Source organism: Amycolatopsis sp. NPDC059021 (assembly GCF_042739895.1).
Classification (GTDB): Bacteria; Actinomycetota; Actinomycetes; order Mycobacteriales; family Pseudonocardiaceae; genus Amycolatopsis.
The window spans coordinates 117,889-138,787 of the sequence record NZ_JBHYIQ010000014.1; the positions used below are offsets into that span (position 1 = coordinate 117,889).

General features: G+C 70.8%; 25 protein-coding genes. 5 read left to right on the forward strand and 20 right to left on the reverse strand.

Annotated features, from left to right (window positions below):
- Positions 1-89: 89 nt before the first annotated feature.
- The 13 genes from ACFWX1_RS11315 to ffh form a co-directional block, all read right to left on the reverse strand.
- Complete coding sequence (locus ACFWX1_RS11315; RefSeq protein WP_003096226.1) at positions 90-413, reverse strand: DUF2469 domain-containing protein; 324 nt, start codon at positions 411-413, stop codon at positions 90-92.
- Complete coding sequence (locus tag ACFWX1_RS11320; protein ID WP_378386281.1) at positions 410-1,189, reverse strand: ribonuclease HII; 780 nt, start codon at positions 1,187-1,189, stop codon at positions 410-412. Before ACFWX1_RS11320 ends, ACFWX1_RS11315 begins: the two co-directional genes overlap by 4 nt.
- Positions 1,190-1,267: 78 nt before the next feature.
- Positions 1,268-2,218 carry a signal peptidase I gene (gene lepB, locus ACFWX1_RS11325; RefSeq protein WP_378386230.1) on the reverse strand — a complete coding sequence of 317 codons (951 nt, stop codon included), beginning with the start codon at positions 2,216-2,218 and terminating at the stop codon, positions 1,268-1,270.
- A gap of 31 nt (positions 2,219-2,249) precedes the next feature.
- Complete coding sequence (gene rplS / locus ACFWX1_RS11330; RefSeq protein WP_378386232.1) at positions 2,250-2,618, reverse strand: 50S ribosomal protein L19; 369 nt, start codon at positions 2,616-2,618, stop codon at positions 2,250-2,252.
- Between the two features lie 175 nt (positions 2,619-2,793).
- Entirely contained in the window at positions 2,794-3,534 is a 741-nt protein-coding gene (gene trmD, locus ACFWX1_RS11335; protein WP_378327369.1) for a tRNA (guanosine(37)-N1)-methyltransferase TrmD, read from the reverse strand.
- 5 nt (positions 3,535-3,539) lie between these two features.
- Positions 3,540-4,250 (reverse strand): hypothetical protein, encoded by a 711-nt coding sequence (locus tag ACFWX1_RS11340; RefSeq protein ID WP_378386233.1) that lies wholly within the window; start codon positions 4,248-4,250, stop codon positions 3,540-3,542.
- A gap of 80 nt (positions 4,251-4,330) precedes the next feature.
- A complete protein-coding gene (rimM, locus tag ACFWX1_RS11345; RefSeq protein ID WP_378386283.1) occupies positions 4,331-4,846 on the reverse strand; it encodes a ribosome maturation factor RimM in 516 nt (171 codons plus the stop codon).
- A gap of 19 nt (positions 4,847-4,865) precedes the next feature.
- The gene (locus ACFWX1_RS11350) at positions 4,866-5,105 is read right to left on the reverse strand and encodes an RNA-binding protein (protein ID WP_003103110.1); all 240 of its coding nucleotides are present in this window, start codon (positions 5,103-5,105) and stop codon (positions 4,866-4,868) included.
- Positions 5,102-5,542, reverse strand: a complete 441-nt coding sequence (rpsP, locus tag ACFWX1_RS11355; RefSeq protein ID WP_378327326.1) for a 30S ribosomal protein S16 — start codon at positions 5,540-5,542, stop codon at positions 5,102-5,104. Before rpsP ends, ACFWX1_RS11350 begins: the two co-directional genes overlap by 4 nt.
- 171 nt (positions 5,543-5,713) lie before the next feature.
- The gene (locus ACFWX1_RS11360) at positions 5,714-6,502 is read right to left on the reverse strand and encodes a CPBP family intramembrane glutamic endopeptidase (RefSeq protein ID WP_378386235.1); all 789 of its coding nucleotides are present in this window, start codon (positions 6,500-6,502) and stop codon (positions 5,714-5,716) included.
- 154 nt (positions 6,503-6,656) lie between these two features.
- Entirely contained in the window at positions 6,657-7,427 is a 771-nt protein-coding gene (locus ACFWX1_RS11365) for a CPBP family intramembrane glutamic endopeptidase (protein WP_378386236.1), read from the reverse strand.
- Positions 7,428-7,470: 43 nt separating this feature from the next.
- Positions 7,471-8,544, reverse strand: coding sequence for an amidohydrolase family protein (locus ACFWX1_RS11370; RefSeq protein WP_378386237.1), 1,074 nt, complete (start codon positions 8,542-8,544; stop codon positions 7,471-7,473).
- The gene (gene ffh, locus ACFWX1_RS11375) at positions 8,545-10,080 is read right to left on the reverse strand and encodes a signal recognition particle protein (protein WP_378386239.1); all 1,536 of its coding nucleotides are present in this window, start codon (positions 10,078-10,080) and stop codon (positions 8,545-8,547) included.
- A gap of 181 nt (positions 10,081-10,261) precedes the next feature.
- On the opposite strand from ffh, the gene ACFWX1_RS11380 reads away from it, so the two are divergent.
- Positions 10,262-11,461 (forward strand): nucleotide disphospho-sugar-binding domain-containing protein, encoded by a 1,200-nt coding sequence (locus ACFWX1_RS11380; protein WP_378386241.1) that lies wholly within the window; start codon positions 10,262-10,264, stop codon positions 11,459-11,461.
- A gap of 250 nt (positions 11,462-11,711) precedes the next feature.
- Here the strand turns inward: ACFWX1_RS11380 and ACFWX1_RS11385 are convergent, their stop codons facing one another.
- From ACFWX1_RS11385 to ACFWX1_RS11395, 3 genes are all read right to left on the reverse strand, one after another.
- The gene (locus ACFWX1_RS11385; RefSeq protein WP_378386243.1) at positions 11,712-12,596 is read right to left on the reverse strand and encodes a Ku protein; all 885 of its coding nucleotides are present in this window, start codon (positions 12,594-12,596) and stop codon (positions 11,712-11,714) included.
- Positions 12,597-12,648: 52 nt separating this feature from the next.
- Complete coding sequence (locus ACFWX1_RS11390) at positions 12,649-13,032, reverse strand: hypothetical protein (protein ID WP_378386245.1); 384 nt, start codon at positions 13,030-13,032, stop codon at positions 12,649-12,651.
- 88 nt (positions 13,033-13,120) lie between these two features.
- Positions 13,121-13,540, reverse strand: a complete 420-nt coding sequence (locus ACFWX1_RS11395; RefSeq protein ID WP_378386247.1) for a MarR family winged helix-turn-helix transcriptional regulator — start codon at positions 13,538-13,540, stop codon at positions 13,121-13,123.
- A gap of 15 nt (positions 13,541-13,555) precedes the next feature.
- Here ACFWX1_RS11395 and ACFWX1_RS11400 point away from each other — a divergent pair, with 15 nt between their 5' ends.
- Together ACFWX1_RS11400 and ACFWX1_RS11405 are read left to right on the forward strand one after the other, a co-directional pair.
- Positions 13,556-13,891, forward strand: a complete 336-nt coding sequence (locus ACFWX1_RS11400; protein WP_378386249.1) for an SDR family NAD(P)-dependent oxidoreductase — start codon at positions 13,556-13,558, stop codon at positions 13,889-13,891.
- A complete protein-coding gene (locus tag ACFWX1_RS11405; protein ID WP_378386251.1) occupies positions 13,788-14,441 on the forward strand; it encodes an SDR family NAD(P)-dependent oxidoreductase in 654 nt (217 codons plus the stop codon). The genes ACFWX1_RS11400 and ACFWX1_RS11405 overlap by 104 nt, the downstream gene beginning before the upstream one ends.
- A 7-nt stretch (positions 14,442-14,448) precedes the next feature.
- On the opposite strand, the gene ACFWX1_RS11410 is transcribed toward ACFWX1_RS11405, so the two are convergent.
- From ACFWX1_RS11410 to ACFWX1_RS11425, 4 genes are read right to left on the reverse strand one after another with little or no spacing between them, the layout of a single operon-like run.
- Positions 14,449-15,069 carry a maleylpyruvate isomerase family mycothiol-dependent enzyme gene (locus tag ACFWX1_RS11410; protein WP_378386253.1) on the reverse strand — a complete coding sequence of 207 codons (621 nt, stop codon included), beginning with the start codon at positions 15,067-15,069 and terminating at the stop codon, positions 14,449-14,451.
- A gap of 44 nt (positions 15,070-15,113) precedes the next feature.
- Positions 15,114-17,426: a [protein-PII] uridylyltransferase gene (locus ACFWX1_RS11415; RefSeq protein WP_378386255.1), complete on the reverse strand. Its 2,313-nt coding sequence runs from the start codon at positions 17,424-17,426 to the stop codon at positions 15,114-15,116.
- 9 nt (positions 17,427-17,435) lie between these two features.
- Positions 17,436-17,774 carry a P-II family nitrogen regulator gene (locus ACFWX1_RS11420; protein ID WP_378327340.1) on the reverse strand — a complete coding sequence of 113 codons (339 nt, stop codon included), beginning with the start codon at positions 17,772-17,774 and terminating at the stop codon, positions 17,436-17,438.
- Positions 17,771-19,156 carry an ammonium transporter gene (locus ACFWX1_RS11425; protein WP_378386257.1) on the reverse strand — a complete coding sequence of 462 codons (1,386 nt, stop codon included), beginning with the start codon at positions 19,154-19,156 and terminating at the stop codon, positions 17,771-17,773. Before ACFWX1_RS11425 ends, ACFWX1_RS11420 begins: the two co-directional genes overlap by 4 nt.
- 174 nt (positions 19,157-19,330) lie before the next feature.
- Between ACFWX1_RS11425 and ACFWX1_RS11430 the strand changes: the two genes are divergently transcribed.
- Positions 19,331-20,191, forward strand: coding sequence for a putative RNA methyltransferase (locus tag ACFWX1_RS11430; RefSeq protein ID WP_378386259.1), 861 nt, complete (start codon positions 19,331-19,333; stop codon positions 20,189-20,191).
- Positions 20,188-20,817, forward strand: coding sequence for a (2Fe-2S)-binding protein (locus ACFWX1_RS11435; protein ID WP_378386261.1), 630 nt, complete (start codon positions 20,188-20,190; stop codon positions 20,815-20,817). The genes ACFWX1_RS11430 and ACFWX1_RS11435 overlap by 4 nt, the downstream gene beginning before the upstream one ends.
- Positions 20,818-20,899 lie beyond the last annotated feature (82 nt).

Below are 20,899 nucleotides of genomic sequence, written 5' to 3' on the forward strand. Positions count from 1 at the left end.
CGCCCTGTGGACAACCGGGGGGTTGTGGATGAACGGGCCCGTCACGGTGCCCGTGACAGCGAAACCGTCGGTGGGAGGTGCTAGGGGGCTCAGCCCGAGAAGGGGCCGTCCTCGGGCAGCCGCAGGTCGGGCTTGTCGAGTTCCTCGACGTTGACGTCCTTGAAGGTGATCACCCGGACGTGCTTGACGAACCGGGCCGGGCGGTACATGTCCCACACCCAGGCGTCCGACATCCGGACCTCGAAGTACACCTCGCCGCCGCCGTCCCTGACCTGCACGTCCACCGCGTTGGCCAGGTAGAACCGCCGCTCGGTCTCCACCACGTACGAGAACTGGCCGACGATGTCGCGGTACTCGCGGTACAGCGAGAGCTCCATCTCGGTCTCGTACTTCTCGAGATCCTCAGCGCTCATGAAACCCGCGCCCCTCCTCGCGATCGTCCTGCCGCGCGTGCGGCGGAGCGTTCATTGTTACCCACCTGGCGGGCCAGGGCACGGACCGGCACGCTCGGGTTTTCCAGCGCGGCGTAGGTGAGCACCACCTGATGCGGCGGAGTGAGGCCGTGGGCGGCGGCCGCGGTCGCCACATTCGTGTAGGACCAGCGGTGCGCCGCGCTCGGCCCGTGCTCGGTCAGCGCGGCGATGTGATCGGCCGTGCTGTAGCCCTTGTGCACGTCGAAGCCGTAGTGCGGCAGATCCTCGTGCAGGCCCGCCATGATCCGATCCCTGGTCACCTTCGCCAGCACGGAAGCCGCGGCGATGCTCGCGACGGACCGGTCGCCCTTGATCACCGCCACGCTCGGCGCGGGCATACCCGGCACGGGAAAACCGTCGATCAGCACATAGCCCGGGTTCTCACGCAGGCCCGCCACCGCGCGCCGCATGGCCTCGAGGTTCATCACCCGAATCCCGTGCAGGTCGACCTCGGTGGACGGGACGACGACGACCGTGTAGTCCAGCGCCCTGGCCAGTACCCGGTCGTAGACCCGGTCCCTGGCCTTGGCGGTGAGCATCTTCGAATCGGTCAGCTCGGGGAGGCGGGCCGCGTCACCCGGCTTCAGCACACAGGAGGCGACGACGAGCGGGCCCGCGCAGGCGCCCGCCCCCGCCTCGTCGACTCCGGCGACCGGGCCGAGACCCCGGCGTTCGAGGGCGCCCTGGAGGCCCCAGAAGAGTTCGCCGCGCACCACGGCGCGGGGTGGCCGCAGCGGCTCGGCCGCGGCGCGGGGAACGGGAACTGTCAAGGCTGGATTACCCCGTCCGGGAAGTCAGGTCCGGCGTTTCCGTCCGGCGGCCGCCTTGCGGACGCCCGCGGTCAGCTTCCTGCCCACGAACAGCGTGGGCCACGCGGCCGCGACGCCGGCGCCGAGCGGGAGACCGCTCTGCCACGCCGGGGCGCCCAAGGCCACCGCCTGCGCGTTCTCCTGCGGGTTGTGGTCGGTGATGCCACCCCAGCGGTTCGGCGGGAGCACGATGATCCGCGCCTTGCCGATGACATCGGCGACCGGGACCGCCCCCGCCGGCCCGCCGCCACCCTGGAACCGCGAGTCGTTGGAGTTGTTCCGGTTGTCGCCCATCACCCACAGGCTGCCGTCCGGCACCTTCACCGGCGGGAACGACGACTGGGTCTGCTGGCTCGGGTCGTCCCAGTGGACGTAGGGCTCGTCGAGCGCCTTGCCGTCCACGATGAGCCGGTTCTGCGCGTCGCAGCACTGCACGGTCTGGCCGCCGGTCGCGATCACCCGCTTGACGAAGTCGCGTTCGTCCGGCGGGGCGAACCCGACCAGCGAGCCGAGGCCGCGCAGCGCGCGCACCACGAAGTTGCTCGGCTCCTGCGGCGGGATCTCGTTCTGTGTCCAGGCGGGCGGGCCCTTGAAGACCACCACGTCACCCGGGGAGGGATCGGTGAAGTCGTAGGTCACCCTGTCGACCAGGATGCGGTCGCCGGTGCAGCCGGTGCACCCGTGCAGCGTGGCCTCCATCGATCCCGAGGGGATCATGAACACCTTCGCGAGGAACGTCTGGATCAGGATCGTGAGCACCAGGGCGATCACGAGCAGGATCGGCAGTTCCTTCCAGAACGACCGCTTCTTCTTCGAACGGGGCTTCGCCCGCCGGTGTGCCCCGTGGCGCTCCTCGGAGCGGGAACGCCACGGACGTTCCTCTTCCGGACGTTCGGGCTCATCCTCGGGCGCGTTCTGGGACACGGGTTCGACCACGGAGCCAGGCTACCGGTAACCGAGCGGCTGCTCAGGAAACAGACTTGGTCTCGCGGCTCTCGCGGCGCTCCTTGATCTTCGCGGCCTTGCCGCGCAGATCACGCAGGTAGTACAGCTTCGCCCGGCGGACGTCACCGCGCTTGAAGACCTCGACCTGAGCGAGGTTCGGCGAGTGCACCGGGAAGGTGCGCTCGACGCCGACGCCGAAGGAGACCTTGCGGACGGTGAAGGTCTCGCGGATGCCCGCGCCCTGGCGGCGGATGACGACGCCCTGGAAGATCTGATTCCGCTCGCGGTTGCCCTCGATGACGCGGACGTGGACCTTCAGCGTGTCGCCCGGGCGGAAAGCCGGGATGTCGGAACGCAGTGACTGCGCGTCCAGCGCGTCCAGGGTGTTCATCGGTGGTCCGTCCTCGTCGATTCGTATGGCTGGTGTTCACGGGTCCCGGGCGCGCGCGGTAGTACGACTGCGGCCGTTCCCGGGAGCTGTCGGCGGGCTCGTGGACGACGGGGTCCACTCACACCAACCGGTCAAGTATGACAGAGCCGTCGGCTCGCACTCGCCAGGGGGCGACCTAGTCCCCCGCCAGCCCGTCGAGCACGGCACGATCGTGCTGGTCCAGGCTGTCTTCCGGCAGCGCCGCGAGCAGATCGGGGCGGCGCCGGGCAGTCCGCTCCAGTGCCTGGTCGCGCCGCCAGCGGTCGATCAGCGCGTGGTTTCCCGAGCGCAGGACCTCCGGGACGGCGAGGTCGCGCCACACCTCCGGCCGGGTGTAACTGGGGCCTTCCAGCAGACCGTCGGAGAACGAGTCCTCGGCGGCCGAGCGCGCGTTGCCGAGTACCCCCGGCAGCAGGCGGACGACGGCCTCGACCATGACCAGCACCGCCGCTTCGCCGCCGACGAGCACGTAGTCGCCGATGGACACCTCGTCCACCGGCATGCGGCGGGCGGCGTCGTCGACGACCCGCTGGTCGATGCCCTCGTAGCGCCCGCACGCGAACACCAGGTGCTCCTCGGCCGCGTACGCGTGCGCGAGCTCCTGGGTGAACGGGCGGCCGGCCGGGGTCGGCACGACGAGCCTGCTCTTCTCGCCGCAGACCTCGTCCAGCGCGGGGCCCCAGATCTGCGGCTTCATCACCATGCCGGGCCCGCCGCCGTACGGCGCGTCGTCGACGGCGCGGTGCACGTCGTGCGTCCAGTTCCGCAAGTCGTGGACGCCGATCTCGATGAGCCCGCGGTCGATCGCCCTGCCGAGCAGCGCGGCCCGCAGCGGGTCGAGGTATTCGGGGAAGATGGTGACGACGTCGATACGCACGCGGGTCACCAGTTCCAGTACTGCGTCGCCTCGGCGTGCCACGGCGACGGGACCTGCTGGTCGATCCGGAAGGCCATGCCGAGTCCCTGCGCGATCTTGATGTCGCGCCGCAGCGTCTCGCGGCCCGGCGAACCCGCGGGCAGGCCGTTGTTGTCCGACCACGCCTCGCTCTGCGTGACGCAGGTCCGCGTGCCGAACCGTGCCGACGAGCACGGCGCGGGGGCGCCCCAGGTCTGCGTGTGCGTGAACTGGAAGGTCTTACCGGAGCTTTCCTCGGTGATGGTGCCCTCGGCACGCAGCTGGTAGTTCGCCGCGGGGACGTTCCAGAGGACGTAGTGCTGGCGGTCGCCGTCGGAAGGAAGGGCGACGCAGTTCGCGCCCGCGGCGTCGCATCGCGTTTCGCTGGTGACGCGCTGGCGGTAGTACGTCCCGTTGCCGCCCCAGCCGTCCAGGAGCACCCAGTCACCGGAGCGGACGAAGTGCTCGGCATAGGACGGCGGCCAGGTCTTCGGGTCACCCCAGGAGATGTGCGATTCGGTCGCCGACTGCGGCGACCACGCCCACTGGAACGCCTGCTCCCCCGGCGGCGCGTACTGCCCGGCGCTGCGCTGGAACATCATCGAAAAGTCGCCGTAGACCGGGCCCGCGGCCTGCGCGGCCGGAGTCAGCAGCGCGGCGAACACCAGCAGCACGGCACCGACAACGGCAGCTCGCATGATTCCCCTCAACATCCTGCGGGACACCCGCACCCGATCGGCATTCGTGAGCGGGCTCCGCCATTGTCGTTCACGATGCCTCAATCGGCGTCCAGCAAGCCTTCGGGCGGGTCGAGCACAACGCGCCCGCCCGCGACGTCGACCACCGGCACGATGGCCTTGACGAACGGAACCAGCACGGAGTCCCCGTCGCGGTCGAGTTCGAGCAGCTCACCGCCGGGCGAGTGCACGACCTCGACAACCTTCCCGACCACCGATCCGTCGGTCAGCTCGGCCCGCAGGCCAGCCAGCTCGTGGTCGTAGAACTCGTCGGGATCGTCGATCGCCGGCAGCTCGGCGGTGTCGGCGAGCAGCATCGCGCCCCGCAGCATCTCGGCGACGTCGCGGGTGAGGACCTCCTCGAAACGCACCAGCAGCCGCCCGCTGTGTTCGCGGGCGGCTGCCACGGTGAGTGCCCTGCTGCTGCCGTCACGCAGCTTCGTCGTCACGACCGCGCCGATCGCGAAACGCCGTTCCGGCGAATCGGTGCGCACGTCCACGGCGAGCTCGCCCCGGATACCGTGCGCCTTGGCGACGCGGCCGACCACGACGTCCATGTCGATCGTCCCGTGCTGGTCAGCGGTCGGTGTCGACGACGTCCACGCGGACGCCCCGGCCACCGATACCGCCCATCACGGTGCGCAGAGCGGTCGCGGTGCGACCACCCCGGCCAATCACCTTGCCCAGGTCGTCGGGGTGCACGTGCACCTCGAGCGTGCGGCCACGACGCGTGGTCAGCAGCTCGACCCGGACCTCGTCCGGGTTGTCGACGATGCCCCGGACCAGGTGCTCGAGGGAGTCGGCCAGGAAGCTCACGCCTCGCTCTTCTCGCCCTCAGCCTCGGCCTTGTCGGCGTCGGCCTTCTTCGAGGACTTCTTCTTGGCGGTGATGGCCTCGGTGGCGGGCTCCTCACCGGCCGCGGCGAGCGCCGCGTTGAACAGGTCCTGCTTGGACGGCTTCGGCTCCTTGACCTTCAGGGTGCCCTCGGCGCCCGGCAGGCCCTTGAACTTCTGCCAGTCGCCGGTGATCTCCAGGATGCGCTGCACCGGCTCGGTCGGCTGCGCGCCGACACCCAGCCAGTACTGGGCGCGCTCGGAGTCGACCTCGATGAAGCTGGGCTCTTCCTTCGGGTGGTACTTGCCGATCGTCTCGATGGCCTTGCCGTCCCGGCGGGTACGCGCGTCGGCGATGATGATGCGGTAGTACGGCGCACGGATCTTGCCGAGGCGCTGCAGCTTGATCTTGACGGCCACGGGTGTGGGTACTCCTCAGTTCTCTCGATGCAAGGGCGGGCACACGCGAACCGAGTGGGGATACGGACGCGGGCACCCGAAGGTCAGGAGCTCCCGCGCGGTGAGAGGGTCCGGCGGAAGCGGGCAAGCGAACATTCTGCCAGATCGGCCCTCCGGCCCCTGCAGCCGGGCTCAGAACGAGGCCAGCCCGAGCGACGAGACCAGGATCGCCACCGCGGGCAGGAAGTTGTTCATCTGGTGCGCCACGACGCTGCCGAGCAGCCGTCCGGTGCACAGCCTCGCCAGGCCGATCGGCACCGAGATGAGCAGCAGCAACGTGGTCCGCAGCGGTTCGAGGTGGCTGACCGCGAACACCGCAGTGGACAGCAGGAACGCCGCGACCCTGCCCCAGCGCTCGCTGCGCCACTGCAGCCGTTCGACCGCGCCCCAGAGCAGGCCGCGGTAGATGACCTCCTCGCAGATCGGGCCGATCAGCCAGAGGTAGACGAACATCACGATCGCGGCGGAGACCGCCATCTTCCGGTTCTCGACCAGCGCGCTGATCGCCGACGACGCGTTCGCGTTGCCGACGATCTGGGTCCAGACGTAGGCCCCCAAGGTCGTGCAGACCAGCCCGACGCAGCCGAACTTGAGCCCGACGCGCACGTCCGAGAGGTTCCACGAAAGCCGCAGGTCCACGCGCGGGCCGTTGCCGCGGACGTAGGTGATCAGCACCGCGGCCCCGGCCGCGATCATGGTCGGCAGCATCGTGCCGAGCAGGACGACCCGCATGGGCAGCGGCTGGCCCGGCGACTCGCCGACGATGGCGCTGATGAACGCCGCCGAAGCGATCAGGACGGCTTCCACGAGCAGGAAGGCGCCGAATCCCCAGCGGTGGGACGGGGGCGGGGCGACGCTCAGTACGTCCTCCGATAACGGCGCGGTACCCGGAAGGGATTCCCCGGATTGGGAAGTCGTCACGCCGGTCCTCCGGTGTTCTGTTCGGCTGCCGCGACGAGCCTAACCGTCTCCACGATCCCGTACAGTGCCGACCACGTTACCCACAGCTGATCAATTCGGCCACGCGTTCACGCTACGTCGCATCGCACGAGGTGCATGTCCCAAATGACACAGTTCAGTGGACGGCGAGCGGAAGACCACCCGTTCCGACGAACAGGAACACCGCGGGCGGCAGGTTGTTCGCCGCGTGCGCGACGACCGCGGCGCCCACGCGGCCGCTGAGATACCGCGCCAGCCCGATGGCCAGTCCCTGGCCGAACAACGCGAGCACGCGGGTCGGCTCGCCGTGCAGCTGGGCGAACACCAGCGCGGTCAGCACCAGCACCACCCAGGACGGGATCCGGTGGTGCGACAGCCCGTTCCACAGCGTGCCGCGCACGAGCAGTTCCTCGGTGACCGGGGCCCCGAGGACCACGATCACCGCGGCCAGCACCAGCCATACGGTGTCGCCACGGTAGGTGTCGGCGAGGTCGGTGAGCGGGCTGTCGCTGACGTCGGTGCCGTCCCCGGTGCCATACACCGCGATCGAGAGCAGGTTCAGCGCGAACCCGGCGACGAGCGCGAGCACCCCGCAGGCGAGGCCGATCCGGACGTCGCGCCAGGTGGGCACCAGCCCGAAATCCTCACGCAGCCCCGCGCCCCAGATCCGCGAACCGGCGACGGGGCCGAGGCCGAGCAGCAGGTTCGGCAGGAACGCCAGGAGCAGCAACGGGCCGATGTCGTGCAGCTCCAGCGGATCGAACTCGCCGAGATGGCGGTTCATGACCACGGTGATCGCCAGGTTGACCACGTGGTACCCGGCGATGCCCGCGAAGAACGCGAGAAACCCCCAATGGGCGCCGAGGACGAGACCCGCGCGCCGTCGCGCTCCCTCCGGACCATCCACGAACGTCACGCTAAAGGTGCTTGCCCCGCAAGGAAAACAGGGGTCAGGCGAAAACCGTGCCGCCCAGCACGATGTGTGCAGGATGCCGCAGCACACCGAGGTCCTCGCGCGGATCGGCCGGGTAGACGAGCAGATCGGCCGGGGCGCCGTCGGCGATGCCCGGGTGCCCGAGCCACTCTCGCGCCGCCCACGATGCCTGGCCCAGCGCCTGTTCCGCGGGCATCCCGGCCTTGTGCAGCGCCTCGATCTCGTCGACGAGCCTGCCGTGTTCGACCATGCCACCCGCGTCGCTGCCCGCGAAGACGCGTACGCCCGCTTCGACGGCGGAGGCGACCATCTCGCCGACACCGGCGTGCAGCGCGCGCATGTGCGCCGCGTACGTCGGGTACTTGCCCGCCTTGTCCGCGATCTCGGGGAAGTTCTCGATCTGGATCAGCGTCGGCACGAGCGCGATGTCCCGGCGCGCCAGCTCGTCCAGCTGCTCCGGGCTCAGCTCGGTGCCGTGTTCGAGGCAGTCGATCCCGGCCGCGATCAGGCCCGGCAGCGCTTCCTGGCCGAACACGTGCGCGGTGACGCGGGCGCCCTCGGCGTGCGCGGCCGCGATCGCCTCGGCCAGCACGTCGTCCGGCCACAGCGGCGCGAGGTCGCCGGCACCACGGTCGATCCAGTCCCCGACCAGCTTGACCCAGCCGTCGCCGTCGCGGGCCTGCTCGACCACCGCGGCGGGCAGCTGCGACGGGTCGTCCAGTTCCAGGCCGAACCCGGGGATGTACCGCTTGCGCAGCGCGAGGTGCTGCCCGGCGCGGATGATCGTCGGCAGGTCCGCGCGGGCCTGCAGCGGGCGGACGTCCAGCGGGAGGCCGCAGTCGCGGATCAGCAGCGTCCCCGCGTCGCGATCCGCGGTGGCCTGCTCGGCGGCTTCCTCCAGCGTCGCGGGGCCGTGCGCGGCGAGCCCGGGATGGCAATGCGCGTCGACCAGCCCCGGGACGAGAAAGCCTTCCCGCGTCAGGGTTTCCGCGCCCGGCACGCGGGTGAACGAGATCCGCCCGCCGTCGATCCACAGCTCGCCCGGTTCGCCGCCGGGCAGGATCACCCCGGCCAGGTGCAGCGCGGTCACTTACTTCTGCTTGGGGAGCTTGAACTTCGACGGGTCGAAGCCCGGGACGTCGTTCATGCCGCCGAGCTGCGAAAGGTCGGGCGCGCCACCGGGCATCCCGCCCCCGGGCGGCAGCATCGGCATGCCGCCAGGGAAACCGCCGCGCACCTTGGGCTGCGTCGGGCCGCGGCCCTTGCCCTTCTTCCCCTTCTTGCCCTTGCGCGACTTGCTGCCGCCGCCCCCACCGCCGAACCCGAACTTCCCGGCCATCTGCGCCATCATCTTGCGGGCCTCGAAGAAGCGGTTGACCAGGTCGTTGACCTCGCGCACGGTGACGCCGGAACCGTTGGCGATGCGCAGCCGCCGGGAACCGTTGATCAGCTTCGGATCGTCCCGCTCGGCCGGGGTCATGCCGCGGATGATCGCCTGGAGCTTGTCGAGGTGCTTGTCGTCGACCTGCGCGAGCTGGTCCTTCATCTGCCCGGCGCCGGGCAGCATGCCGAGCAGGTTGCCGATCGGGCCCATCTTGCGGACCGCGAGCATCTGCTCGAGGAAGTCCTCCAGGGTCAGCTGGCCGCTGGTCAGCTTCTGCGCCGCCTGCTCGGCCTGCTCCTGGTCGAAGGCCTGCTCGGCCTGCTCGATCAGGGTGAGCATGTCGCCCATGCCGAGGATCCGCGACGCCATCCTGTCCGGGTGGAAGGTGTCGAAGTCCTCGAGTTTCTCGCCGTTGGAGGCGAAGAGGATCGGCTGGCCGGTGACCTCGCGGACGGACAGCGCCGCACCACCGCGGGCGTCGCCGTCGAGCTTGGTGAGCACGACGCCGGTGAAGCCGACGCCGTCGCGGAACGCCTCCGCGGTGGTGACCGCGTCCTGGCCGATCATCGCGTCGACGACGAACAGGACCTCGTCCGGCTCGACCGCGTCGCGGATGTCCGCGGCCTGCTTCATGAGTTCTTCGTCGACACCGAGACGGCCGGCGGTGTCGACCACGACGACGTCGTGCTGCGCGTGGCGTGCCTCGGCGATCGCGCGGCGGGCGACGTCGACCGGGTCGCCGACGCCGTTGCCCGGCTCGGGCGCGAACGTGACGACCCCGGCCCGCTCGCCGACGACCTGGAGCTGGGTGACGGCGTTGGGGCGCTGGAGGTCGCAGGCGACGAGCATCGGCGCGTGGCCCTGCTTCTTCAGCCACAGCGCGAGCTTCCCGGCGAGCGTGGTCTTACCGGCACCCTGCAGACCCGCGAGCATGATCACCGACGGCGGGTTCTTCGCGAGGTTCAGCCGCCGCGTCTCGCCGCCGAGGATCCCGACGAGCTCCTCGTTGACGATCTTGATGACCTGCTGCGCGGGGTTCAGCGCGCCGTGCACCTCGGCACCCTTGGCCCGCTGCTTGACCTGCGCGATGAACGCCTTGACCACCGGCAGCGCGACGTCGGCCTCGAGCAGGGCGATGCGGATCTCGCGCGCGGTGGCGTCGATGTCGGCGTCGGACAGCCTGCCCTTGCGCGACAGGGTCTGCAGGGCCGCTGTGAGGCGGTCGGAGAGGGTGTCGAACACGGGTGTGCACGCTCCAGCTGAGTCGTCGTTGCGCGCCGGACCTGGCCCGGCATCTTCCGAGGGTAGTCGTTCCGGGGAGACGGCCTCGGAGGTACCGCGCCCCTTCGCCCGAATTATCCGGGTCGTCGCCGTGGCGGCGGCTGGCTAGGCTGCCCGGTGATCAAGGGGGTCGACAGCCGAAATGAAGATCATGTTCTGCGCGGCACCGGGCTACGGGCTCATGCTGCCGCTCGTCCCGCTCGTCTGGGCCGCCCGCGCGGCGGGCCACGAAATCCTGCTCGCGACGACCTCGGAGATGACCGAGGCCGGGGCCCGCGCCGGGCTCCCGGCCGTCGACGTCTTCCCGGACCGCGACGTCTGGGCCGAACTGATGGCGAAGGTCGGCCCCGGCAGTACGCCGCCCGCCGAGAAGGATCTCTCCGACGAGGAGAAGCTCGTCGCCGCCTCGGGGAATCCGTTCGGGGTCTTCACCCTGACGATGACCGAGGGCACGCTCGCCGCGGCCAGGGCGTTCGGGGCCGAGCTGATCGTCACCACGTCCGACCACGCCGCCGGTGCGCTGGCCGCCACCGCACTCGGCCTCCCGGTGCTCGAAGTGGGCAACCGCGTCTCGTGGTCGATGCGGGACGAGGAATGGCGGCGCGAGCACTCGACCTTCGCCACCGACGACCCGCTGTCGCAGCATCTCGCCGCGAAACTGGGCTTCGAGGCGGGCCCGGCGAAGGTGCTCGCGCGGATCGACCCGCGCGCCCCGAGCATGGGCGGGATGACCGGCGACGAGACGGACCCGCGTGACGGCGCGCCGTGGTGGCCGATGCGCTACGTGCCGTTCAACGGCGGCGCCGTTGCCCCGCCGTGGGTCTTCGAACGGCCCGGACGGCCACGCGTGTGCGTCACGCTGGGCACCGTCGTCCCGCTCCTGTCCGGCACCAGCAACCTGACCGTCGTGGTCGAGGCGCTCGGGGAGATGGACGTCGAGGTCGTCCTCGCCGCGGGGTCGGCGGATCTCTCCGCGCTCGGCACCCTGCCCGCCAACGTGCGGCCCGCCGGGTTCGTGCCGCTGTCGATGTTCCTGCCGACGTGCTCGCTGATCGTGCACCACGGCGGTTCCGGCACCACCGCCGCGCCGCTGTACTACGGCATCCCGCAGCTCGTGCTCCCGGCGTTCGCGGACAACTTCCTCTCCGCCGACCGGGTCGCCGACCGCGGGGTCGGGCTGCGCTGCGACGCCGCCACGACCGACGTCGCGACGATGCGGGGCCTGGTGGAACGGCTGCTCACCGAACCGGCGTTCGCCCAGGCCGCCGCGGAGGTCCGGGACGAGATGGCGAACCAGCCGAGCCCGGCGACGGTCATCCAGAAGGCCGTCGCACTGGTCTGAGCCTGATGGTCCGTGGGGGCCTCCTTGAGGGACTACAGGTCCCTCGGTGTGGCCCCCACGGACCGCTGTCCGGCCTCCCCGCCGGAAGACGCGGGTTCCGGAGCCGGGCCGCTCCCCACGGACCGGGCCCCGGAGCCCTGAGGGCGGAAGGCTCACCTCCCCGGGAACCGTCCGCGCGACAAGGAGTCTGCCGCGCACACCGGTACCCGGGGCAGCGTGAACTCCCCCATTCCGCGTTGAGTAGTCCTACTCAGCGCGTGGATTTCGCCCGCCCGTGTGCCTTGGCCGACGCCTTTTTCGCGCGCCCCTTGGCTTTCGCGGCCTTCTCCGCGGCGGCCTTGGCCCGCCCGACGGCGGCTTCCGGCGCCCGCGCGGACTCGACGACGTTCTGCTGCAACGCCGCCAGCAGCCGCGTGACGCCCTCGGCCTGCTCGGCGGCGGTCGGCTGGACGACGTCGGAGCCGTCGATCTTCGCCTGGATCAAGGCTTCCAGCGCTTCACGGTAGCGATCGGCGTAGCGGCCGGGGTCGAAATCGCCGGTCAGCTCCTCGATCAGGTTCACCGCGCGTCGCAGTTCCCCTTCGCGCAGCTCGACGTCCTCGTGCAGGAACGGGAAATCGGGCGTGCGGATCTCGTCGGGCCAGAACATGGTTTCGAGCACGATCACCTGGTCGCGCACCCGCAGCGCGCCGAGCGTCTCGCGCTGCCGCAGGGCCACCTTGACCACCGCGGCCCGCCCTGACTGCTGCAGGGCCTCGCTGAGCAGCACGTACGGCTTCGTGCCCGCCGGTTCCGGCTCCAGGTAGTAGCTCTTCGCGAAGTACACCGGGTCGATCGCCTCCAGCGGCGCGAACCCGCACACGTCGATCGACTGTGCCGTCGGCAGCGGCAGCCCGGCGAGTTCCTGCTCGGTCAGCAGGACGACGTCGCCGCCGGGGACGGGGAACCCCTTGACCATCTCCCCGGCCGGGACCTCGGCGCCGTCGACCTCGCAGACCCGCCGCACCCGGACCCGTCCGCCGTCCGGCTCGTGCACCTGGTGCAGCGCGACGCCGCGCTCCTCGGTAGCCCCGTAAGCCTTCACCGGAATGGCGTAACTGCCGAACCCGATCGTGCCTTTCCACACCGCCCGCATAGCGCCCACCTCCGCAGCTCCAGGCTAGACACGCGGGCGCGGCGCCGGACAGCTACAAACGGGTGTCAGGGCCCACGGATTCGCTCAGACATTCGAACGACGGGACCGCTTCACCGAGCGCGTCGGCCGAACAGCCGACCGCGGTGGCCGCCGCACGGAGTACCTCGGTGACCACCTCGACGTCCACCGGCGGTGCCGCCGCGAGGACGCCCGACCCGGCGTCGACCCGGCTCGCCAGCCCCGCGAGAGCGCTCGCGAGAGCCTGCTGCCCGGCGACCAGCTGGGTGACGACCTCGGCGAGTTCGGCGGCGGTGGCCGCGGAACCGGTGGTGCGCAGGGAATCCGCGAGTTCTTCGGCACAGGCGCGCAGATGGGAGGCGACGACGGTCGGCGGCAGCGAAAGCCGCGGGGGATTGTGCTCCAGCACCGCGTTCACCGCCCTTCCGCGTACCTCGTCCGAGCCGATCAGTCAGCCATCCTGCCATCGCCGCTCCCGGCGGCCCCGCCGACACCCCGAAGCGTGCTCAGTCAGCCGGGAGGACACGGTTCAGCAGGGTGACCAGCTGCCGCAGTTCGCCGTCGGCCAACGCTGCCAGCGGCGTCTCCGCCAGCGCGGCGCGGACCACCTCGTCGCGCACCCGGCGGCCCTTGGCGGTCACGACCAGCACGCGGGAGCGGCGGTCGGCCGGGTCCACGGCACGCTCCACCAGGCCCCGGCCGGCGAGCTGATTGCTCACGAAGGTCAGGTTCGGGGCGTTGCAGTGGAGGCGTTCGGCCAGCACCTTCATCGAGGGCGGCTGCTCGTCCGGATCGATCGCCCACAACGCCTGGAACGTCGCCGGGGTCAGGCGGTGCTCCGCCAGCACCGGCCCGATCCGGTCGACGGTCCGCATCCAGATGTCGTAGGTCGCGGCGATCGCGGTGACGAGATCGGACGCGGGCATGCCGCCATCCTACCTATGCTTCGAGCCTCGAAGTATTCTGCTACCGTCGATACTTCGAGTCTCGAACTAGTGGAGGATCCTGTGAAAGACGGCTATCGCGGCCTCACCGCGCTCGTCACCGGTGCGTCCAGGGGGCTGGGGCGGGCGTACGCCGAGGAGCTGGTTCGCCGGGGAGCGCGGGTGATCCTGCTGGCCCGTTCGGAACGGGATCTGCGGGAACTCGCCGGACAGCTGAACGAGCGGCACGGTGGCCGAGGTGATCGCCGCCGACCTCACCACCGAGGACGGCCCGGAGCGGGTCCTGCAGGCGCTGCGCGACCGCGGCCCGACCGTCGACCTGTTGCTCAATAACGCCGGCGCGGGCAGCGCGGGCCCGTTCCTCGGCCGCCCGCTCGCGCCGCAGCTGCGCTCGGTCGGGCTCAACGTCGGCGGCCTGCTCGCGCTCACCCACGCGCTCGGGGCCGAGATGGTCGCGCGCGGCCGTGGCGGCGTCATCAACGTGTCCTCCACCGCGGCCTTCCAGCCCATGCCGTACCAAGCCAGTTACGCCGCGACCAAGGCGTTCGTGCTCTCGTTCACCGAGGCGCTCGCCGAGGAACTGCGCGGCACCGGCGTCCACGTCATGGCCGCGCACCCCGGCCCGATCGCGACCGGTTTCTTCGACGGCACCTCGGCCACGATCAACCCGGCCGTCGCCGACACACCGGATACCGTCGCCGCGCGCACGCTCGACGACTACGCCCGGCGGCGCGCGGTGTCCTACCCGGGCCGGGCCGCGAGCCGGGCGCTGAACCGGACCCTGACCTGGCTCCCCCGGCTGGTGCCGCGCGCCGTCGTCACCCGGGCGGCCGGAGCGCTCAACCGCAAGCTGGGCCTGCACGAGGTCGTCGACCTCGCCTAGCGGAGCGTCAGCCGAGCCGGGCCGCGAGTTTCGCTTGTCCTGGCCCGGAAAGCTCGCCCGCGACGCCACGACGTCCGGCAAGGGCCATCAGGCAGGCTTCGGCGGGTCCCTGGACCACGGGCCCGGACCCCGCGGACCAGTCGAGGTCGGTGGCGACCAGCCGGACACCCCTGATCTGCCAGAACCCCCGGATGACGGGGGCGAACAGCGCGAGCCGCAGCGCGGGCAGCAGCCGCTCCCCCGGGATCGTCCTCGGCAGGCCGAGCGGGCGGCGGATGTCCTGCTGGTGGACGAGGCAGTCGGTCAGCGCGATCCCGCCGCCGAACCCGGCGGTCAGCCCGCGCGGTTCGGCGTACTTCCGCAGCAACGCCACCAGCTCGTCCGGGCCGCGCCGCACATACTCGGTCACGCCGACGCTGTTCACCTTGCCGGGCGTGAACCGGCCCTTGGCGAAGCGGCGGACCAGGTCGCGCGGGGTCAGTTCGTCGTAGCTGATCACGTGCGCGACGACGTCGCGGACGCTCCAGCCCTCGCACAGCGTCGGCGCGTCCCATTGCTCCGGTGTCAGCGTTTCGAGGAAGGCCGCGAAATCCAGCCGCTCGTCCCGCGCGAGGCGCTTGATGTCCATGGCAGTTGCCTAGTCTCTCGAAGCGCCCCGCGCAAGACACCGCATCAGGAAGCCGCGGCCAGCACCGCCTGTTCCACCTTCGCGCGCCACTCCGGGTTGACCCGGCCGGCGCGCGGGGTGACGGCGAACGAGTCGACCACCGCGCCGCCCAGCGTCGCGACCTTGGCCCAGCGGACCTCGGCCTCGCACCGGCGCAGCGCCCCGGCGATCCGGAACAGCAGGCCGATCCGGTCGGTCGCCCGCAGTTCCAGCACGACGGTGTCCGGCCCGCTCGTCTCGTCGTCGAACCACAGCACCTTCGGTTCGGCGACCGACACCGCGCCGCCGTAGTCGCGTTCCTTCGCCGCGAGCCGCTGGGTGAGCGGCAGCGTGCCCGCCACCGCCCGCGCGAACTGCTCACGCAGCAACGTGACGTCGGGCAGCGAGCCGAACTTCGGCGACGCCGTGAAGACGCCCGCGCGGCCGCCCTCGTGCGCCCGCAGCAACGCCGAGTGCACTTCCAGGGAGTTCAGCGCGAGGACCCCGGCCGCCGGCGCGAGCAGTTCGGCACGCGCGGGCACGGCGAGGATGACCGTGACGACCTTGCCGTGTGCGCTGATCCGCACCTCGCCCCTGCCCGACGCGACCGCCTCGGCGACCAGCTCCCGCTGTTCGTCGTCCATCGGCCCGGGTTCCGAGAAACCCTTGCCCCGCAAGACTTCCTCACAGCCGGACACGAGCTCGGCGAGCAGCCTGGCCTTCCAGTCGGTCCACACGCCCGGCCCGGTCGCGAGCGAATCGGCCTTGGTCAGCGCGTGCAGCAGCTCGATGAGCAGGGTGTCATTTTCCAACGTCTTGACCACGCGAGAAACCGTCGCCGGGTCGCCGATGTCCCGCCGCGTCGCGGTGTGCGGCAGGAGCAGATGGTGCCGCACCATCGCGGACACCGTCGCGGCGTCCTTTTCGGACAGTCCGAGCCTGGCCGCGACCTGCGCCGAGATCGCCGCGCCGAGCTCGGAGTGGTCCGCGTCGCGGCCCTTCCCGATGTCGTGCAGCAACGCGCCGATGAGCAGCAGGTCCGGCCGCGCCACCGTGGTGGTCAGCTTCGCCGCCTCGACACACGCCCGTACCAGGTGGCGGTCGACGGTCCAGGCGTGCACCGGCGAACGCGGCGGCAGGTCGCGCACCGCACCCCATTCCGGGAACAGCCGCGCCCAGAGGCCGGTCCGGTCCAGCGCCTCGACGGCGTCGACCATCCCCTCCCCCGCGCCCAGCAGTTCCACCAGCGCGTTCAGCGCGTCCTCCGGCCACGGCGCCCGCAGTTCCGGCGCCGACTCCGCGAGCGCCCGCAACGTCCCGTGGGCAATCGGTTTCCCGGTCCGCGCGGAAGCCGCGGCGACCCGCAGCAGCAACGCCGGATCACGCGCGGGAACGGCGTCCCGCGCGAGCGAGACCTCGTTCCCGTGCAGCACGACACCTTCCGCCAACGGCGTTCGCACCGGACGTCGCCCGAACCGTGACTTCGGTGCCTCCACAGTGGAACGCAACGCGACGTCCACCGCGTACGCGATCGTCCGTCCCGCCCCGGAAAGCTTGCGCGCCAAGGTGAATCGATCGCCGAAGCCGAGTTCGGCGGCGACGAGCTCGGCCTCCGGCGCGGCCAGCACGTCCCGCTCACGCCGCAGTTCGCGACGCAGCTCGGTGCGGACGTCGAGCAGAAGTTCCTTCGCCGCGAGGAGTTCTTCGCCGGGACGGGCCGTCAGCTGGGCCGCCGCCAGCGCTTCGAGCACCGCGAAGTCCCGCAGGCCACCCCTGCCGTGTTTGAGATCCGGCTCCGCGGACTGCGCGATCTCGCCGCTGCGCCGCCAGCGCAGCCGCACCGCCTCGGCCAGCTCGTCGAGCCGCTTACGCGCGGTGCGCCGCCACTGGTCTCGCGCCGCGACCCCGAGCCGCTCCGTGAGCCCGGCGTCCCCGGCGAGGTGCCGCGCGTCGAGCAGACCCATCGCGGTGCGCAGGTCCTCCGAGGCGACCTTGACCGCCTCGCCGGGTGTCCGCACCGAATGGTCGAGCCCGATTTTCGCGTCCCAGAGCGGATACCACAGCGCGTCCGCGATCTTCCCCACCTCGGGATTCCCGTTGTGCACCAGCACAAGGTCGAGATCGGAGAACGGCACCAGCTCGCGGCGGCCGAGGCCGCCGACGGCGACCAGCGCGACACCGGGATCGGCGGTGTCGACACCGGCCGCCGTGGCGCCCTTGCCGAGCCAGAATTCGTAGAGGTCGACCAGGGCGGCGCGCAGAGCCGCCGCGCCCAGCCGTCCGTGTCTGCCCTCGAGCAGCCGCTCGGTGGCCTTGACCAGCTCACCCCCGTCGGTCATCCGAATCGCCTATAGGGCGTCCGAGCCGCGTTCGCCGGTCCGTACCCGGATCACCGTGTCGACCGGGGTGACCCACACCTTCCCGTCGCCGATCTTGCCGGTGTGCGCGGCGGTGGTGATCGCCGTGAGCACCTTCTCGACGTTGGAATCGTCGGTGACGACCTCGATCTTCAGCTTGGCCACGAAGTCCACCGAATACTCCGCGCCGCGGTAGACCTCGGTGTGGCCCTTCTGGCGGCCGTAGCCCTGCACCTCGCTGACCGTCATGCCGAGCACGCCCAGCTGTTCCAGCGCGGACCGGACGTCGTCGAGCGTGAACGGTTTGACAATCGCGGTGATCAGCTTCATGCCTTGCTCTCCTCGAGTTTCGTGGCGGTCGCGGACTTCGCCGGGAAGGGGCTCGGATGGCCGAAGCCGCCGCCCATGCCCGTGAAGTCGTACGCGCTCTCCGCGTGCTGGGCCTCATCGATACCACTGACCTCGTCCTCGGTGCTGACGCGGAAGCCGCCCGCCTTCTTGATCACCCAGCCGATGACGAAGGACAGCACGAACGAGTAGACGAGCACCGCGCCCGCGGCGAGTGCCTGCTTGCCCAGCTGGCCGAGACCGCCGCCGTAGAACAGGCCGTCGGCGCCGGCGGAGTTGACGCTCTTGGTGGCGAAGAACCCGATCAGCAGCGTGCCGACGAGACCGCCGACGAGGTGGACGCCGACGACGTCGAGCGAGTCGTCGAAACCGAAGCGGTACTTGAGGCTGACGGCCAGCGCGCACAGCACGCCGGCGATGACGCCGATCGCGATCGCGCCCAGCGGGCTGACGAATCCGGCGGCCGGGGTGATCGCGACCAGGCCCGCGACGGCACCCGAGGCGGCGCCCAACGTGGTCGGCTTGCCGAACTTGAGCTGCTCGACCACCAGCCAGCCGAGGACGGCGGCCGCGGTGGCGACGGTCGTGTTGGTGAACGCGACGGCCGCGACGTCGTTGGCGGCCAGCGCCGAACCGGCGTTGAAGCCGTACCAGCCGAACCACAGCAGGCTCGCGCCGAGCAACACGAACGGGACGTTGTGCGGGCGCCCGGTGTCCTTCGGCCAGCCCTTGCGGCGGCCGAGCACGATCGCCAGCGCGAGGCCCGCGGCACCGGCGTTGATGTGGACCGCGGTGCCACCGGCGAAGTCGAGTGCCTTGAGCTTGTTGGCGATCCAGCCGCCGGCGTTCTCCGCACCCATGAAGCCGTCGAACGAGAACACCCAGTGCGCGACCGGGAAGTACACGACGGTCACCCAGATCGCGACGAACAGCGTCCAGCCCCAGAACTTGGCGCGGTCGGCGATGGCACCGGAGATCAGCGCGGGCGTGATGATCGCGAACATCAGCTGGAACATCACGAACGCGAGCACCGGCAGCGCGTCCGGCCCCGGCCAAGCGACGGCGGGCGCGGTGTCGGTCGCCGCGACGGCGAGACCGGCCAGCTTGCCGACCGTGTTGGACAGTCCCGCGAGGTCGAAGTTACCGAGCAGGCCTCCGAACGCGTCGTTACCGAAGGCCATCGAGAAGCCGTACAGCACCCACAGCACTCCGACGACGGCGAGTGCGATGAAGTTCATCATCAGCATGTTCAGCACGCTCTTCGCGCGGACCATGCCGCCGTAGAAGAACGCCAGTCCTGGGGTCATGAGCATGACCAGCGCGGCGCTGACCAGTACCCACGCTGTATCTCCTGCGTTCAGCACAATCTTCCTCCCGTGCCGTGGGTGTCTGACGGGGAAGTTTTGGTGCGCGGTGTTTCACCGGGCGCCGAATCAGGTTTCACGTGCGTGAACTGTGGTTGCCCGCTTGTTACGTCCAGGTTTCCCGTCACCTGTGGTGTGCTGTCCGATTGCGAAACGTCGTGGTCGAATATGTCCATGACTCACCCCGGGCAGGCCAATGACCCACTGCCACCCCGTGTCGTGGACGCGCTGCGCTGCTCGGTGTGCGGGACCCCGGTCGGGTTAGCCGATCGCACGCTGCGTTGCGCCGAACGTCACTCGTTCGACGTAGCGAAGCAGGGCTACGTGAACCTGTTGCACGCGCGAATCCCGGCCGGGACGGCCGACACCGCGCCGATGGTCGCCGCGCGCGTGGCGTTCCTCGAATCCGGCGTCTACCAGCCGCTCGCCGAAGTCCTCGCGCGGCTCGCCGCGACCCACGCCGGCGACGGGCTGATCGTCGACGCGGGCGCGGGCACCGGCTACTACCTCGCCCACGCGCTCGAGGCCGCGCCCAAGGCCGCCGGCCTCGCGCTCGACGTGTCCGCGATCGCGCTGCGCCGTGCCGCCCGCGCCCACGAACGCGCCGGAGCGGCGGTGTGGAACCTGTGGGAGCCGTGGCCGGTGGCCGACGACGTGGCGTCGATGGTGCTCAACGTCTTCGCGCCGCGTAACGCCGCGCAGTTCCACCGCGTGCTGGCGCCCGGTGGCCTGCTGGTGGTCGCGACGCCGACGGCGGGCCATCTGCGCGAACTCGGCGACCTCGTGCTCGATGTGGACGAACGGAAGGACGAACGACTGGAGCGCACCTTGCGCGAATACTTCACCCGGACGAGTCGGATCGAGGTCACCAATCGGGTGGAATTCTCGCCGGAGTTGATCCGCGAAGTCGTCGACATGGGCCCGACGGCGCATCACCTCACCGACGACCGGCGTGCCCGCCTCGAAGCGCTCGCCTCGCCTGTCGACGTCACGACGTCGTTCGCGGTGTCGGTCTATCGCGCGGTGACGGAATGAACCCGGACCTGACCGAGCCCGCCACCCTGCTCGCCGACCCCGCGTGGGTCCGCGCGCGGATCGGCGGCGCGGCGAAGCTCTACGGCTGCGCGCGGCCGGAAGTGCTCGGGACGATCTGGTGGTACTCGCTGTCGTCGGTGCTGGTGGCGCCGTCGCTGGAGTCGCTGGTCTCCACCGGTGTCGCGCTGGATCCCTCGCTGGACGCCGTTTCGCTGGACATGGTTTCGGACGGCCGCTTCCTCGGCGCGCGTTCGTCCCGGCCGTTGTCCGCAGATCTGGTCGAGTTGGGTACCGCGTTCTCGGAGGCGTTGGGAACCGCGATCCGTACCATCGCTTCCGTCTCGGGGGCGAATCCTCGGGCGCTGGGGGCGATCGCCACGGATTCCATCGGCAACCGTCTACTGTGGACGTCCGATCCGGAGCGCGCCATGACACTCGCTTCGCCGTTGGTGTCCGCGATCGGGCTCGGGATGCCGTCGCCGCGCTTCGTCCGGGTCGGCCGTTCGCCGGTCGTGCGGCGGGCTTCATGTTGCCTCATCTACGAAGCCGGGAACCCGAAGTGCACCAGCTGTCCGCGCCAGACCCCCGCCGAACGCGACCGAAGGCTCCGCGCCGCCCTGGGCTGAAGGGGACTTTCGTCTCGTAAGACGCGCTGAAGGGGGGGTGGCTACCCAGACAGCCGGGCAAAGTCGCCCAAAACCCCCCACC